This window comes from Microbulbifer aggregans (assembly GCF_020524005.1).
In the GTDB taxonomy this organism is placed as follows: domain Bacteria; phylum Pseudomonadota; class Gammaproteobacteria; order Pseudomonadales; family Cellvibrionaceae; genus Microbulbifer; species Microbulbifer aggregans_A.
In genome coordinates, this window is record NZ_JAIVKK010000004.1 from 161469 (window position 1) to 178764 (window position 17296).

Below are 17296 nucleotides of genomic sequence, written 5' to 3' on the forward strand. Positions count from 1 at the left end.
GTCAGGCCTGAGCCGTAAGCTCGATCGGCTGCCGCGCGCGCGCCACAAACATCAGGCAACAGAACGCGGCAGCCGAGCAGCACAGCATGCCAGCGGCAATTGGCACCAGGGTACCGGTATGCACACCATTCACCAGACCGCCGAGCAGACCGCCGGCAATAAAGATTGATGCTCCGTAAAGTGCGTTGGCGGTACCGCTAATACCGGGGAAAAATTCCAGATAGCAGGCGGCGCTGTTAGGGGTAATAAGGCCGATGGCACCCATGGCCATCACCAGTGGCAGCATCCAGGCCAGTAGTGACTGCTGCGCGCCGAAATACAGCGTGCTTGCCAGCAGCAGTACACAGGCGATCAGCTGCAGACCGATACCGATCTGCAGGATCTGGCGCGGTTCGAAGAATTTCAGCAAGCGGATATTCAGCTGCACCATCAACACCAGTCCCAGCACACAGCTGCCGAACATCAGCGGGAACTTCGTCGCCGGCAGGCCGAAGTGCTCCATAAATACAAACGGTGCGGTGGTGATGTAAATGAACATGCAACCGCTCACCAGCGCCTGCGCGAAGAGGAACCCCAGTGCCCGCCGCGTACGAAAGATCTGCCCGTAACTGCGGAACAGGTTGCGGCGTGACTCTCGCTGCCGGCGCGCGCGGCGGAATTTGGATACTGTCTCCGGCAGCACGCCCCGTACCACCAGAAGCATCAACCCGCTGTACACCAGCAGGAACACGAAGATTCCGTGCCAGTCGCCCAGCGTCAGCAGGGAAGAGCCGATCACTGGTGCCACCAGCGGCGCGATCAGCATCATGGTGGCAATCAGGGACATGACCCGCGCCGCTTCGCGGCCACTGTACAGGTCACGCACGATGGCGCCGCTGATCACCGTGGCGAAGCCGCCTCCCAACGCCTGAAAAAAGCGCAGGGCCACCAGCCATTCCACGCTGTTCGCGAACAGGATCAGTGCGGTGCTGGCGATAAACACCCCGAGGCCAATAGTGCCGACCAGGATCCTGCCCCAGCGATCCGACAGCGGTCCGCCGCACAACTGGCCGATGGCGAATCCCAGCAGGTAGCTGGAAACCGAGTGCTGAACCTGAGCCACCTCTACCCCGAGAGCCGCGGCCATGGCGGGAATCGCAGGGAGATAGGTGTCGATGGCAAACGGGGTCAGCGCGACCAGCGCGGCCAGGCAGGGCGCGAGCCAGCGTGGCGGACGGGTGTCGGCGGTAAGATTCAGCGGTGGCATAGCGACTCGGAAACAACGGAAAAAAGAGGATCCGGTATGGAGGATAGGCGGCATACCGGCGCTGGCAGCGTGCGCTGCGCGGGCATGGTAGCGGATCACAAGTGACAAGCCCATGGGGCAATCCGAAGTGCCCCCTCAATTAAGCGACAGGCAGTTCAGTCCCGGGTCGGGTCGAACAGCAATTCATCGCCGATATACAGGCTCTGCCAGTGGCTCGGCCGCAGATTCAGCTGGCCGCTGGCCAGTCGCTCGCGCAGGCTGGCGAAATTCTCCTCCGTCTGCCGGCTGCTACTTGCGATTACCTGCCACTCCCCATCCTCGTTTGCATAGGCCAGGATACGCAGCCAGTACTCGCCGTCTTTGGGTACCCCGGTATAGATGAACAATAGGTATTCCGGCTCACCATTGCTATCCAGATCCTGTGCCAGCCACACGCACTCGTGTTTCGGCTCCCCACAATCATTGCCGTGGCGGCGATAGCTGAAGGCTTCGGGCAGGAGCGCCCCCGCCGGCAGCACCGGGATGTCACTCAGCTTGTGCGCATCGGCTTCGGACTGCAGTGGGTTTTCGCGCAGCTGCCATTCAATTTCGCGGCTGGCCAGGAGCGCCTCAACGTATGTCGCCAGATTGGGGTTCTGTTGTACTGCCGCCAGTCCCTGTATCTCCCGCAACGCCTCGACCCCGGGCCGACCGAGTTGTCGACGCAGGAAAAAGAAGTCGAACTCTGCCGGCGCTACTTTGTTGTCGGCCAGTCGCGCGGCCTGATTCTGGGCGCTGATCTGCCAGAAATTCAACAGTGGTGTGTGGGTCAGGAGGCAGATCGCCAGTACCCAAAACGCCAGCCCGGTATTGATCCGCCGCAGGCTCCCGGACCAGTGGCTGCGCTGACGCAGGATGGCCAGGCTGTAGCCGGTGGCCAGCAACGCGAGGGTTAGCGCGACCACGCTGCCCCACAACCGCTCCGGTGTCCAGCCGTACTGCTGGACACGCAGGAACAGGCCATACAGGGCGAAGATGGCGTAAACCGGTGCCAGCGCCACGGCCAGCAGTAATAGTCGGTTAATCCACTTTGGGTAGCGGGCAAAAGGGAACTCATCCTGGATCACGCCGTTAGTAAAAAACAGCAACAAGGCCACCAGCCAAAGTAACAGCGCGCTACCGTGACCGGTATCCCAGATGGGCTGCAGCCCGGTAAACGGCAGTGTTGCCAGGAACACTACAGTGAGTAATGCGAGCAGTGGCAGCAGCGCCACCAGCATGGTGCGCAGCAACCGTTTGAGCGTGAGTACGAAGCTCTGCTGGGCGCGGAACAGGATGACGCCACAACCGGCCACCAGCCAGGTCACGGGATAGATAAACCAGTCCTGCCTAAACAGCTCGTGGAATACATCCACGCCGACAAGTCGGAACAGCGCCTGCCACAGGAACAGGATCAGCCAGAAGATGCCGGTAAATGCCAATGTAAGCGCTGCGGTCAGGGCGTTGTCCCAGGAATAGTGAAACAGCGCCGGGTAATCGGGGCGCCGCAACCGGTGGCAGTTGGTGGCACTGGCGCGCAGCAGGAATGCCAGAATGAAGGTGGCGATAATAATGGCGATGGCATAAGCCGTGGGCGCGCCACAGAATACCGTGTCAGCGGGCGTGCACTGATAGCCACGGTAAGCTGCCACGAGAGCCAGTACGGCGCCGTAGCCGGCGATGACCCAGCGGGCGCTGTGGGCGACGCGGGGCGCGGTAGTGGCAATGACCAGTGGCGGCAGCGCAATGACCAGGGTGTAGCAGACGTATTGCCAGACCGGAGACCAGTTCTCCACTGCGTCAAAGAATTTGAGACCGTAGAGCGCGAGCCCCTGTATCAGCGCACAGACCAGAATCAGGCGCCTGTTGGCGTGGGTGAGGTTGCCGGATTCCTCTGCGGGCTCCGGCGTATCGGTGGCTTCGATGCTTCCCTGCATACCTGCGTTTGTTCCCTTGTTCCCTGCTGCTTAGTTAGTGCTTTTCTTCCCGCAGGTTATACAGTCCCTGCTTGAGCTTGAGCAGGTGTTCCTGAAGCTTGGGTCCCTTGCGCTGGGCTACGCCGATGGCCAGCACGTCGATCACCACCAGGTGGGCGATGCGCGACGACAGTGGTGTGTAGAGTTCGATGTCTTCTTCCACATCCACTTCCAGCGGAATGGTGGCCTTGCGGGTGACCGGCGAACCACTGGGGCCGAGGCCGATAACCGTGGCGCCCTGCTGCTTGGCCATATCCATAGAACGCAGCAGCGACGAGGTGCGCCCGCTTTGCGAGATGGCCACCACGACGTCGCCGGGTTCCATGCCCATCGCAGACATGCTCTGCATGTGGTGGTCGGAGTGGGCAGCCGCGGCCAGCTGCAGGCGGAAGAATTTGTGCTTGGCGTCGGCAGCGACGGCACCGGAGGCGCCGAATCCGAAGAATTCCACGCGCTTGGCGGCGGCAATGGCGGTGACGGCGGCCTCGAGGGCGCGGTTGTCGATCTTGTCGCGCACGTTCAACAGGGTGTCGACCGTCGAGTCGAAAACCTTGCGTTTGTACTCGGCGATGGTATCGGTGTCGGTGACCGCAATCTGGCCGAAGCTGGGGCTTGAGGCCAGCTGCTGGGCGAGATTGAGCTTGAATTCCTGAAACCCGGAGCAGCCCACCGCGCGACAGAAGCGCACTACGGTAGGTTCACTGACCTGCGCTTCGGTCGCCAGGTCGACGATGCGCATATGGATGATTTCGTCGGGGTTGGCGAGGATATATTCAGCAACCTTGCGCTCTGATTTGCGCATGGAACTCAGCTGCTCACTGATTTTCTGCGTGACTTCCGCTGGCTTCACGACACCACCTTCTCTGGTTCAGGGTGTGCAGTTTAGCGGCACAGCGGTGTGCTGGCGAGTGTTGGTGGCTTGCGGGCTGGTGGTTGGTACGCTCGTAGGAGCCTGCTTGCAGGCGAACATCCTTGGCCGGCCAATATATTCGCCTGCAAGCAGGCTCCGACCGACTTCCCGAAAACCCCACAAAGCCTGTTTATATACCCAGTTATCCCACAACCCCTGATACAATCCCCGCCCATGGACGTATCACTACTTTTAGACCCCCTGAACGACGCCCAGCGCGAGGCCGTGGCCGCGCCCCCGGGTAATCAACTGGTTCTGGCCGGTGCCGGCTCGGGCAAGACCCGCGTGCTGGTGCACCGCATCGCCTGGCTGATGCAGGTGGAAGGCGCCTCGCCCTACTCCATCATGGCAGTGACCTTCACCAACAAGGCCGCGCGCGAAATGCGCGGGCGCATCGAAGAACTGCTGGGGATGAACACCTTCGGCATGTGGGTGGGTACCTTCCACGGTCTCGCCCACCGCCTGCTGCGCGCCCACTGGCAGGAAGCGAAACTGCCGCAGAATTTCCAGATCCTCGACAGCGACGACCAGCTGCGCCTGATCAAACGGGTGCAGAACGAGCTGGGTCTGGACGAGAAGAAGTGGCCACCGCGCGAGAGCCAGTGGTGGATCGGTGCGCAGAAAGACGAAGGGCTGCGTCCCCAGTACATCCAGCTCACCGGCGATCCCTGGCTGCAGACCATGGTGTCGATCTACAGCGCCTACGAAGCAGCTTGCCAGCGCGCGGGTGTGGTGGATTTCGGTGAACTGCTGCTGCGTGCGCACGAACTGCTGCGCGACAACGACGGCATCCTCGCCCACTACCGCCGCCGCTTCCCGTATATCCTGGTGGACGAGTTCCAGGACACCAACACCATTCAATACGCCTGGCTGCGCCTGCTGGCCGGCAACGAGTGCCGGATCACCGCGGTGGGCGATGACGACCAGTCTATCTACGGCTGGCGCGGCGCCAAGATCGAAAACATCCAGCACTTCGAGCAGGACCTGCACGAGGTGCAGACGGTGCGCCTGGAGCAGAACTACCGTTCCACCAGCACCATCCTCAAAGCCGCCAATGCGGTGATCGCCAATAACAGCGACCGCCTCGGCAAGGAGCTGTGGACTGAAGGCGACGAGGGCGAGCCGATTGCGCTCTACTCGGCCTACAACGAGCAGGATGAAGCGCGCTTTATCGTCGAGCGGATCCAGGACTGGGTGCGCGATGGTAACCGCCGCGACAGCGTGGCCATCCTCTACCGCTCCAACGCCCAGTCGCGGGTGCTGGAAGAAGGCCTGCTGCGTGAACAGGTGCCCTACCGTATCTACGGTGGCCAGCGCTTCTATGAGCGCATGGAAATCAAGAACGCACTGTCCTACATGCGTTTGATCACCAACCGCCACGACGACACTTCCTTCGAGCGCGTGGTGAATACCCCGACCCGTGGTATCGGCGCACGCACCGTGGAGCTGGTACGCGAGTTCGCGCGCGAGCACGGCAGCTCCATGTGGGGCGCAGCCGAAAAGATGCTGCAACAGAAAGTACTCGCTGCCCGCGCCGGCAATGCTCTGGCCAGCTTCCTCAGCCTTGTAGATGCGCTGGACGAGGAGAGTGTCGACAAGACCCTCGACCATATTGCCGAGCTGGCGATCGAGAAAACCGGCCTGGTGGATTTCCACAGTAAAGAAAAAGGCGAGAAAGGCCAGACCCGGGTGGAGAACTTGCAGGAACTGGTAAGCGCCTGTCGCGCCTTCGACGGTGTGCCCCAGGCCACCGACGCCGAGGGTGAGGTGGTGGAGGAAGAAGAAGTCTCCCTGCTCAACCAGTTTCTCGACAGCGCCGCGCTGGATGCCGGTGAAGGCCAGGCGGACGAGTTCGAGGATGCGGTGCAGCTGATGACCCTGCACTCCGCCAAAGGTCTGGAATTCCCGCTGGTGTTTATGGCCGGGGTGGAAGAAAACCTGTTCCCGCACAAGATGTCGGCGCAGGAACCGGGGCGCATGGAGGAGGAGCGGCGCCTGTGTTACGTGGGCATCACCCGCGCGATGCAGAAGCTGTATATCACCTACGCCGAGAGTCGCCGCCTATTCGGCACCGAGACCTACAACAAGCCGTCGCGGTTCGTGAATGAAATCCCGCCGAACCTGGTGCATGAAGTGCGTCTCAAGACGGAGATCTCCAAGCCCCTGTTCCAGCCGAATTACGGTAAGTTTAGTGGCAACATCAACCCCTACTCCGACCCGGCGCCGGAGTTCGACGACGACCTGCCGCCGCTGGCGCTGGGTGGCCGCGTAGAACACCCGAAGTTTGGTGAAGGCACCGTAGTGCAGTTTGAAGGTTCCGGCCCGCGCACCCGGGTGCAGGTCAATTTCGACGATGCCGGCAGTAAGTGGCTGGTGGTAGCGATGGCCAAGTTGCAGCCGCTTTAAGGCCGCCACTACTCAGATAAATGGCACCGTCATCCCGGACTTGATCCGGGATCCAGCTAACCGCAGGCTATGCAGGAGTTTTAAAGAGGCTGCTATTCCCACTGGATCCCGGCATTCGCCGGGATGACGTAAAAAACCAACAATAAAAATTCAAACGGACATGAAAAAAATCAACTGGTACCCCGCCGTTATCCTCGGCCTGCTCGCCCTTTTAGTTGTCACTTTCGGTGCCCTGGTGGTCTCCCGGGTCGATCAGGAGCAAGCCGTAACCACGCTCGAAAGCTCGTCCCTTAATAACCCGGGACAGCAAACCTTCGAGTGGAAACTCGTTACCACCTGGCCAAAGAATTTTCCCGGCCTCGGCAGTGCGCCAGAGCGCTTTGCGCGCAAAGTCGGTGAGATGTCCAACGGTCGCCTGACCATCAAGGTTTATGGTGCAGGCGAGCTGGTACCGGCGATGGGCGTATTCGGCGCGGTATCCGATGGTGCGGCGCAAGTGGGGCACGGTGCGGCGTATTACTGGAAGGGAAAAGTCCCGGCCGCACAGTTTTTCACCGCGGTGCCGTTTGGGCTGAACGCGCAGGAAATGAATGGCTGGCTGCATTATGGTGGCGGCCAGGAACTGTGGGAAGAGATCTATGCGCCCTTCAATCTGATTCCCATGGCCGGCGGCTCCACCGGCGTGCAGATGGCCGGCTGGTTCAACCGGGAAATCAATTCCGTGGAGGACCTGAAAGGACTCAAAATGCGGATCCCGGGCCTCGGCGGTGAAGTACTGAACCGTGCCGGCGGTACCGCAGTGACCATTCCCGGTGGCGAGCTGTATACGGCGTTACAGACTGGTGTTATCGATGCCACCGAATGGGTGGGCCCCTATAACGATCTAGCGTTCGGCTTTCACCAGATCGCCAAATACTATTACTACCCCGGTTGGCATGAACCGGGTTCCATCCTTGAAATCATCGTTAACAGAACCGCCTTCGAAAAATTGCCGAAAGACCTGCAAGCCATCGTGCGCACTGCTGCCCGCGATGCCAACCAGGACATGCTCGACGAATACACCGCGCGCAACAACCGCGCACTGCGAGAACTGGTTGACCAGCACGGGGTGGAGTTGCGCAAATTGCCAGATGATGTCATTGCCCACCTGAAAACCATCAATACGCAGATCATGGAAGATACTGCGCTGGAAGATCCACAATTCAAACGGGTTTATGAGGCATTTAAAGCGTTTGAGCAGCAGGTAATTCCCTACCACCAGATCAGTGAAGAGGCGTATTACCAGACGCGGAAAATAGCGGAGTAGTAGTCGCTAAAAAATAATTTCTAGCGTGATGTTTGTGGCACTCGTGTGCCACAAATTGTCTGGCCTCGATATTTTTTGAAAGAGTACTTTTTAGTATGGTACCCGCCCTGGGCCCTAATGGATCTGGGACGATTGTACTATTCGCCTGTGAGTTCCACATTGTCTCGGCAGGCGGTAAAGGAAATTAATATCGAGGGAATGATTGATGTTACGGTTTTTGACTGTAGTTTTTGTTTTAGCAAGTTTGACTGGCTGTACAACCGCAGATTTTGAAAAAATTGCCAGAGACTCGATGAATGCCGCTGCCGATGCAACCATCGGAAATCTCGCTGGCAATGCGCGTACCACTACAGGTTCAGTTCAGCAATCGGGTAATACGGCCTCAAACTCTTATTCAGTAGGTCGGGAAAATTTCAGCACGGCAAAAGCCAGCAGAACGCAGACTGATTACGGAAAAGTGGCCGTTACCAAAACGGAAAAGAATCCACAGGGACAAACCAGGCTGGCATTGAATTCCTGTGGGCAACCTAACGTTGGGGCTATGCGCTGCGGTGGGTATCTTTTCGAAGTAACCCCTGAAGGCTGGTTGGTCGATGACCCTATCCATTTTAACGACCTGAATAACCCTAATATCACCTTAGCTGCGGGCACTTACTACATTAAATTCCACAATTGGAAAGGCGGGAAAAAATATATCGCAACCGGAGAGTTTACCGTTTCGCCATTCGTCACGAATTTGGTGGATGTTGAACTGGAGTGAATCTCTTTTTTAAAAGCGATATAGAAATTAAACGGGGCCATCTGGCTCCGTTTTTTATTTCCGGTTGGAGTTTTCCGCAGGCTGCCGGTATGTGCTGACCGCTTGGGGTTGCTAGTATTTTTATTGGAAGCGAGCGCTTTTCTGACATTCTCGTGAATTTCGAGATGGGTATGTTCAATCCAAGAAAACAATGTTTAGCGACATTGAGCCTCTGAAAATACTCCTTTGTCACAATAATCACTTATTATCTTTTAGTGCTAATTATATTTCGGTTGCGTGTTTTTGACTTGCGGCCAGTTCGGGAAAATTAGTTACTTATCACTCCTTTATTTTTAATTTTCACTTCCGTTTCCCCTTTTTTCTTCCGATAAATATACGCACGGTTTTGGTGCCGTAGATGACTTTCGTTACATAAAAAAGATCCAATCTGGCGCAGTTACAAACTGTTACATGGGATCAGTTACGTGTTGCTTGGCGGGTTATTTAGCATCGGCCGTCCTTGGTCTGTCTGGGGTATGCGACGGCCAGTCGATATAAAAATAAAAGCCTAGGAGCATTTATGAAAATCAAGACGCTGAGCAGCGCCGTTGCTGCCGCGTTATACAGTCTTGGGGCGGCGCAAGCCGTTTCGGCTGCGGGAGAAGAGAAGGCGGTGCTCAAATCGCTCGATCTGAGCCTGCCGGTTTACCAGGAATATAAAGCGCAATATCAGAAGACACAGGTTCTGGAAAACAACGGAGCGAATATCCAGCTCCAGAACGCCAGCAATAATCAGAAGTTTTTCCGCGAAGAAGGTCTCACCGGCACGCACAAATATTTCGTCCGCCTGAAAGATCTGCCGGCCGCGGTATATGACGGCGATATTGACGGTCTCGAAAGTACTAAAGATCTGCTGAAGAGTGGTATCAAAGCCCGGGGTAATCAGACCCTAAACGCCTATACCAGCCACCTGAAAACCAAACAGGATGCTCTGGTAAACCAGGCCGCCGGCTTGGGCGTGCGCCTGCAGGTACTGGAAAGCTTCCAGGTCGCGCTGAACGCGGTTACTGCAGAACTGACCCAGGATGAAGCGGAAGCTTTGTCCCAGCTGGCAAACGTTGCCGGTGTCGAGCGTGTACGCATTCATGAACTGCACACCGACGTGGGCCCGGGACACGTGGGTGCTGATGTCGCGTGGACTGGTGCCAGCCGTATCGGCGGCCAATACATGGGTGAAGGCATTGTTGCCGGTATCCTGGATACCGGCGTAAACACTGATCACCCCTCCTTCGCTGCCACTGGTGACGACGAATACACTGTCCAGAATCCGCTGGGTGAAGGCGTTTACCTGCACGACTGTGCTGTAGATGGACAGGAAGAGCTGTGTAACAGCAAGCTGATCGGTGTCTGGTCTCACTCGACCATTACCGACACCTTTCAGGGGCCTGAGACTTGCACCTGGCGCGGCTGCGTACCGGGGCCGCAGATTCGTCCCGCTGCCGGTGAAGACTACAACGGCCACGGCTCCCATACCGCCAGTACCGTTGCCGGCAACGTGCTGTACAACGCGCCCTACAGCATTCCGGAGCTTGCCGAAGTCAGCGATGGCGTCGACACCGGCTACGATTTCGAAATGATTTCCGGCGTTGCACCGCACGCCAACATCATTTCCTACCAGGTCTGCTACCCGGAAAGTGGCTGTCCTAGCGATGCGCTGGTCGCGGGTATCGAACAGGCGATCCAGGATGGCGTAGACGTCATCAACTACTCTATCAGTGGTGGCGTCGACCCCTGGAACTCCTCCACCGAGCTGGCCTTCCTCGCGGCCCGCGAAGCGGGTATCAGTGTTGCCGCTTCCGCTGGTAACGCGGGCCCGACCCTGCAGACCGTAAACCACGCCTCTCCATGGCTGACTAGTGTGGCAGCAACCACTCACGGTCGTGAAATGGCTGTGGAAACTGCGGTCAGTTATGCCGGTTTTATCGACTCGACACTGGGGAGTGAAGTGCCGGGCTGGTCTGAGACCGGACTGGTGGGCGGTTCTCTGAACGGTGAGGAAATCACCGGTGTCGTGGTCTGGGCAAAAGATTACGAAGATTCTGAAGGCGTCAAGGACGGCAATGGCTACTGCGTAACGCCGTATGAGACTGGCACCTTTGACTTCTACAAAGACGGCACGCCGATCACCGATCCGGCCACCGGTGCCACCGCGGCTGATGGTGGTGTTAACGTCTTTGTAATCTGTCAGCGTCACCACTCGAATAACGCCAACGCCAATGCGCGTACAGCCAAAGTGGCGAACGTGAAAGCCGGCGGCGCCGACGGTTTCATCATGTACAACAATGACAGTAGTCAGGGTACTGTAGCAGAAGCCTATGAGCTGCCCTCCGTACATTTTACCAGCAGTCAGTGGGCCGGTACCTGGCCGAATTACGGCCTGAGAAGGTGGGTCGACAGCTCTACTGAACTCGGTCATATGATCACCCTGAGCCCAGCGACAGTAGCGCGCTCCATCGACCCGGAATCGGCCGATCAGATGGCGGACTTCTCCTCTCGCGGACCGTCCGTGATCCCGGAAAACCGCGAAGTGATGTCCCCGAGCATCTCCGCGCCGGGTGTCTCCATCTACGCCGCTTACGCTGACGAACACCCGTTCAGTGCAGCTGCTTCCGGCGACTATGCGACCCTGCAGGGCACCTCCATGTCCGCGCCGCACGTCACTGGCGCCCTGGCGCTGATGACCCAGGCCCACCCGGACTGGACCCCGGCGGAAATCCAGTCCGCGTTGCAGCTGACTGCGGTTCCGGAAGTGTGGGATCCTGCGCGCAACGAGAAAGCCATGACCTGGGCCACCGGCTCCGGGCGTATGGATGTGGCCGCGGCGATTGACGCCGAGCTGATCATGGATGTTCCGGTGGAACAGTACCTGGAAGCCAACCCGGCCAACGGCGGCAACGTGGGGGCTCTCAACACCCCGTACATGATCGACATGAACTGTCGTCTTAGCTGTACCTGGGTGCGCACCGTAGAAGCCACCGTAGACGGTACTTGGAACGTCTCCACCAATACCGGTGAGGTCAGTGTGGAGCTGAGCGCAAGCCCGGCCACCTTCACCCTGCAGGCGGGCCAGAAGCAGACCGTGATAATCACTGGCAAATGGGTCGACTCCCAGAGCTTCGGGGTTACACCTTACGGCCTAAGCGTTTTTGGCGAGGTGCTGTTCGAGAACGCCGGTACCCCAGGTGAAACCGCGGCGCGTATGCCGGTGGAAATGAACCTGGCCGCAGGCGATCTGCCCACCGACATCAATATCACTGCCCACCGCGATCAGGACAAATACACCCTGTCCGGCGTACAGGTGAAAGATGCACCGCAGCTGACTGGCCGCGTGTTCGCCAAAACCGCACCGACCATCGAGACCATCGACGTACCGCAGCGTTTAAGCGGCAGCGGTACCAACCTGTTCTCTGTTACCAACGATGTCGAAGATCCTTCGGTACACATTAGCTGGGTTTCCGTTCCGGAAAACGCCGTGCGCCTGGTCGCCGAAGTGGTGGAAAACCTGCGCGGCGATGAGCCTCCCGCAGTCGGCGTTTACGGTCATTTGGGCCTGTATGTAGGTATCGACCTGAACGGTGACGGCATTCCCCAGTTCGACTCGGAAGCCGTATGTATGTCGACCCTCACTAGTGTCGATGCCAAGGACTGGTGTAACGTGAACTACCCGCAAGCCGGTAACTACTGGATCGCCTGGCAAAACCATACCGTCAAGGCAGCCAGCCTGAGCGAAGCACCGGTAGACAGCTTCCGCGTGGCAACCGGTGTTGTCACCGACAAGCTAGCAAGCGATCTGAGCCTGTCGATTCCTTCCAGCGCAGAAGCCGGTGAAGCCTTCGACCTGAGCATCAGCTGGCAGGAGCTGGGCCTGGAAAAAGGCGAGTTCTATTACGGTGCCTTCGACCTGGGCAACAGTCCGATCAACGCCGGCAACCTGGGCATGGCGCCGTTCAAGATCACTCGCGGTGCCAACGATGTGGACATTGAAACCTCGCAGACCCGCGCGCGCGTGGGCGATGTAATTGATGTTGCCGTCAAGGTACAGCCGAACCTGGGTGGTTATGACCGCAGCTTCGAGCTGGCGAGCACATTGCCGGAAGGTCTGTCACTCGTCAGCGGTAGTGTCGCTGCCTACAGCCAATACCAGGGCGGTGTCGTGGAAACCGACAACGGTTTCGTGGTGACCGGTAGCCAGCCCAGCTCGGTTGACTGGGAGCCGGAATATGTTGTCACCAACTCGCTGGAAGACAGCATGTGTCGCGCACCAATAGTCACACAAGAAAACGGAAAACCTGTCAATGCTGGCGGTGGCTATATTGACCTGAAGCAGGTAGGTCTCTACCCGAGTGACTACTTTGGTGAGAACTGGACCGATGGGGTAACGCCGTTCCCGTTCAGCTGGATATGGCCGGGCTTCGAAGGCTACAGCTTCTATATGAACACCGAAGCGCCGGCGCTTGCGACCGATGCCATCTATGTACATCCGAACGGCGCCATCGACCTTAATGGACTTCTGTCAAAAAACTCTGGCACGAACGCCTGGTTCGGTGACTATAGCTATACGCTGGGTACCGCATTCCAGGTTGTCGGTGGCATGTGGTACGGTGCACCAGCGCGTGTCTTTGGCGCGCTGTATAACCCGAGCGCCGACGACGAGGTCAACTCCGGTACTACCGTGGCGTATACCGACAATCACTTGATTGTTGAGTGGGACCGCATCGGCACCATTGATCCGTCCACCTCGCCCATGACACCGAAGGACGACCACCACGATGTGGAGTTCATCCTGAGCCGCGGCTACGACCACGACGAAGGTGCCTACGAGATGTACCTCACGTACGACAATCTGAACTGGGGTTCCCAGCTCGCAGGCCCGCTGACGGTTGGTGAGTACGCTTCAGCGGGTGTGCGCGGTATGAAAGCACCGGCGGATGCCTTTGGCGGTATCGGTGAATACGGCGACCTGTCTACGGCCATCGGTAACGGCAACCTGCCGTCCGTGCTGAACGACAACCAGGTATTCTGCTTCGACTACCGCGGCCCGGAAACCTCGTCCTTCGAGGTTAATTTCCAGGTACGTGTGAATGCCAAAGCCACCGGCACGGTACAGACCATCGACATCGCCAATGCGGTAGATGGACTGGATACCCTGCAGGTGACCGCGGATATCAATGTCGCCAGCAATATCACCCTGGGTGAGATTGCCGACCAGCAGGTGAATGAAGACGAAGTACTGGCTGGTATCGAAGTGTTCTACGCCGATGACGACAACGGCTCCAACGTAATCACCGTAACTGGTGACAACGTCAGTGCCGAAGTGCACGGCAGTGAGTCTGGCTCGACCTTCGACCTGACTCCGGCTGCAGACTTCAGTGGTACCACTGAAGTAACGGTTACCGTTGCCGACGCAACCTTCCCCAACGACGCGACGTCCACCACCTTCATGCTGACCGTTGTGGGCAGCGCTGACGCTCCGGTGGCAGCGGTAGCCGGTGATGTGACCGTTACCGAAGGCGAAAGTGCGCTGCTCGACGCGAGCATGAGTACAGATGCCGACGGCGACGAGCTCAGCTTCAGCTGGACAGGCCCGGGTTCGATCGAGGGCGCGGACACCGCGACTCCGACCGTAACTGGCCTGGCGGAAGGTGAGCACACCTTCATGGTAACCGTAAGCGATGGGGCATTGACCTCTGAAGCGAGCGTCACTGTGACAGTGATGGCTCCGGTGAGCAGCTCAAGCAGCTCCTCCGGCGGTACTACCAGCTCGAGCAGCTCGTCCTCCGGTGGTTCCAGCAGCTCCAGTAGCTCAAGCAGTTCCTCCGGTGGTTCCAGTAGCTCCAGCAGTTCTTCCGGTGGTTCCAGCAGCTCGAGCAGCTCTGGCGGAGAAACTACGGTTGATCCTGAGCCTGTGAAGAAAAAGAAAAAAGGTGGTTCGGTTTACTACCTGTTGGCCCTGCTGGCAGCAGCGGGCCTGATCCGTCGTCGCAAGGTTACCTTGCACTGACGGTCAGGATGGCGACGGCTAGCCTGTCGCCATTCATATATAAAAAAGGGTTGCCCGAGGGCAACCCATTTTTATATTGCACAGCTTTTTTACCGCACTGGAAATAGATATTCAGGCTTGTATTCTGGGATAGATAGTATTTTTTGAAGTTCACGATCCGTTGTGTTATCCATTTCTAGTAAAATGCTTCCAATTATTTTTGGAAACGCTGTTGCTAACTTCTAGAAATCTCGTTTTTATATAAAAACGTCCATATTTGGACCGGGATACATATGGGGTTGGAGTTCTTATTTTTCTGATGCCAGAGGAATTATTCTGGTCAGAAAAATTTTATAAATTAACGCCCCAAAAATTAGTAGGTAAAACAGGTAATACCCAGCCTTCTCAGTTGTCACTAAGCTTTCGCTCATAAAATACGGTACAAGGCCAATCGATAAAATGGTCGCTATCACGGCTCCAATGCGAATAATTATTCGGAAAAGTTTTCTTCGAGCCAGTCTGGCAATTGCCAGGCCAAAATAAAAAATATTGGTGCAAGTGAGGGCAATAGCTAAAGCAGGAATGCTCATCGACTGTTTCCTTGTCGTAATAGGTGGGGAAGTGGTGGATGCTACAAAATTTTTTCCTACCAAAAAGTGATTTAAATCCCGATCATCTCTCGAATCTATATTTGGTACATTCGCCCCACTTGTGGGGAGTGGTTTCAGGATGCCGTCGGGTTACTTGGTCGATCGCACTTTTTTAATAGGGCAAATTGTTTAATAATCGGGCTTCCTGCCAGATTAGGTAAGGTGAATAGGAAAAATCAAATAACTCCAGGTTTAAGGGAAGAGCAAATGAAGTTGAAGTTAATGGGCCTATTGGCCTTGGGGGTTGTGCTTCTGTCAGGTTGTGCAGGTACGCCGCAAATGCCAGTTACACCGGATTCTATGTTTTGGCAGCAGCCGAGCAAGCGTATTGGTGTAGCTGTTTCTGATGTCCCTAATCCTAATGTATACCTGCCCGGAGCCAGCTGTCTGCTGTGCTTGGCTGCTGCAGAAGTAGCGAATTCATCACTGAGCAAACACACTGAAACACTTTCTACCGAAGACGCCCAGGCTCTGAAGGCTGAACTACAAAAACTGCTGGAAGCCAAAAATGTGGAGGTGGTTGAAGTTACCGAGCCTCTCGCGGTGAATAAGCTGCCCAAATTCAAGTCTGAGGTTCCTAATACCGCTAAGCGCAATTTCGCTGCTTATAAGGATCGTTACAATATCAGTCACCTGTTGGTGCTGGATATCAACGCAGTCGGTATGCATCGTGCTTATTCCGGCTATGTCTCTACAAGCGACCCGAAAGGCTATTTCAGCGCTCTGGGATATTTAGTTGATCTCTCAGATAACACCTATGAATGGTATAAGCCTGTAAATGTAACCAAGGCTGCGACGGAAGAATGGGATGAGGCTCCCACCTTCCCGGCGCTGACCAATGCGTATTACCAGGCGATAGCGGAAGGTAAAGAAATTATAATATCTTCACTGGATAGCCAAGCGGCTGAGAACTGAGTTTAACTTTCTCGACCCAGAGGTACATCTTAGCAATAAGATGTACCTTTTTTTATATGTGTCCAAGTGATGGGAATCATGGCTTGTTAACTTTTTGTTTCGTCCTAACAGTATTGGTTCCCAGCTTCTTTTTCTAAGAAAAATTTATAAATAAAAATGATATGAAAAAATTGTTAATTATTGGCCTGTCCATTTTTGTGGTGGCTTGCGCCAGCTCAAAAAACCAGAATTATGTAAAGCACGTAGAGCGCACGGCTAATGTGTCTCCAGGCTCGATCTTATTGGTTAAAGTTAAATCTGATGCTCCCGTGGAATTCTACGGAGAAACGGATCTTGACGATGTGAATGCCGACCACGGTTCGATGATGTACGTAGCGAATACTCCAGGCGTTTTTGCGGCATCAGTGCTGGCTCATGCCCTTATTGCTGATTCTGCAAATGACAGCAAGAAGGCGAAAGCGCAAGAAGAAGCAGATAAAATTCTGGTACCGTACGCGTCGGCGATAGAGGGCATGAAAGAAGAGGGCCTGATTCTTGCTGCATTAGGTAGTTCAAGTTTTTCTGCCTATGAGTTCAGTCCCTGGAATGAAAATTCTGATAGTGAGTGGATCATTACCGCCAAGCCGGTTTTCGTGATGTCGCAGGATCAGCACACCCTGACCCTGAAAAATGCCATTACCCTGACGACAAAAGACAGCCCAGAAGCTCCGGCTTATCAAAACCTGATCGAGGTGGTATCGATCTCTGGCGATACTGCGCCGGCACTGGCAGAGGAAGACTTGGTTAAGACCGCCAGCGATTTGCTCGTTACCTCCTTCTCTATTCTGGAGGCAGAGCTACAAGGTCTGCATGCTGAGAAAAACAAGCAGCAAACGCTTAGCTATCTACATGGCGGAAAAAAGAAGTTCGAACGTGGGGTTGTGTTGTCTGAGCAGTGTGATCGTTTGACGTTCCGCTCGCTCCGCGGCTGGATTAAATCTGTTCCGGCCGGCTCAGGTAATTGTGATACCGTCAGTCAGGAAAGTGAAATTCCTGGGCAGAGTTAGCGCGAACACTAACGGCCCGCAATGTACGCTATCCGGGCCGTTTT

The 17296-nt window shown here is 56.3% G+C and carries 10 protein-coding genes; 6 read left to right on the top strand and 4 right to left on the bottom strand.

The annotated features are described in order from the left end of the window. Window position 1: 1 nt before the first annotated feature. The 3 genes from LC093_RS08310 to hexR all read right to left on the bottom strand — a co-directional run bounded on the left by LC093_RS08310 (window position 2) and on the right by hexR (window position 4090). Complete coding sequence (locus tag LC093_RS08310) at window positions 2-1246, bottom strand: multidrug effflux MFS transporter (protein WP_226664072.1); 1245 nt, start codon at window positions 1244-1246, stop codon at window positions 2-4. 155 nt (window positions 1247-1401) lie between these two features. Beyond that, complete coding sequence (locus tag LC093_RS08315) at window positions 1402-3201, bottom strand: DUF4153 domain-containing protein (RefSeq protein ID WP_226664075.1); 1800 nt, start codon at window positions 3199-3201, stop codon at window positions 1402-1404. A gap of 34 nt (window positions 3202-3235) precedes the next feature. Next, the gene (gene hexR / locus LC093_RS08320) at window positions 3236-4090 is read right to left on the bottom strand and encodes a transcriptional regulator HexR (protein WP_226664077.1); all 855 of its coding nucleotides are present in this window, start codon (window positions 4088-4090) and stop codon (window positions 3236-3238) included. A gap of 234 nt (window positions 4091-4324) precedes the next feature. Between hexR and uvrD the strand changes: the two genes are divergently transcribed. The 4 genes from uvrD to LC093_RS08340 all read left to right on the top strand — a co-directional run bounded on the left by uvrD (window position 4325) and on the right by LC093_RS08340 (window position 14662). Beyond that, complete coding sequence (gene uvrD / locus LC093_RS08325; protein ID WP_226664079.1) at window positions 4325-6556, top strand: DNA helicase II; 2232 nt, start codon at window positions 4325-4327, stop codon at window positions 6554-6556. 160 nt (window positions 6557-6716) lie between these two features. Next, the gene (locus LC093_RS08330; RefSeq protein ID WP_226664080.1) at window positions 6717-7862 is read left to right on the top strand and encodes a TRAP transporter substrate-binding protein; all 1146 of its coding nucleotides are present in this window, start codon (window positions 6717-6719) and stop codon (window positions 7860-7862) included. Between the two features lie 205 nt (window positions 7863-8067). After that, the gene (locus LC093_RS08335; protein ID WP_226664082.1) at window positions 8068-8622 is read left to right on the top strand and encodes a hypothetical protein; all 555 of its coding nucleotides are present in this window, start codon (window positions 8068-8070) and stop codon (window positions 8620-8622) included. Window positions 8623-9181: 559 nt separating this feature from the next. Continuing rightward, the gene (locus tag LC093_RS08340; RefSeq protein WP_226664084.1) at window positions 9182-14662 is read left to right on the top strand and encodes a S8 family serine peptidase; all 5481 of its coding nucleotides are present in this window, start codon (window positions 9182-9184) and stop codon (window positions 14660-14662) included. Between the two features lie 287 nt (window positions 14663-14949). Here LC093_RS08340 and LC093_RS08345 read toward each other — a convergent pair whose 3' ends face one another. Continuing rightward, a complete protein-coding gene (locus LC093_RS08345; protein ID WP_226664086.1) occupies window positions 14950-15231 on the bottom strand; it encodes a hypothetical protein in 282 nt (93 codons plus the stop codon). Between the two features lie 267 nt (window positions 15232-15498). Between LC093_RS08345 and LC093_RS08350 the strand changes: the two genes are divergently transcribed. Both LC093_RS08350 and LC093_RS08355 read left to right on the top strand, forming a co-directional pair. After that, complete coding sequence (locus LC093_RS08350; RefSeq protein WP_226664087.1) at window positions 15499-16206, top strand: hypothetical protein; 708 nt, start codon at window positions 15499-15501, stop codon at window positions 16204-16206. Between the two features lie 161 nt (window positions 16207-16367). Further along, the gene (locus LC093_RS08355; protein WP_226664090.1) at window positions 16368-17252 is read left to right on the top strand and encodes a hypothetical protein; all 885 of its coding nucleotides are present in this window, start codon (window positions 16368-16370) and stop codon (window positions 17250-17252) included. Window positions 17253-17296 lie beyond the last annotated feature (44 nt).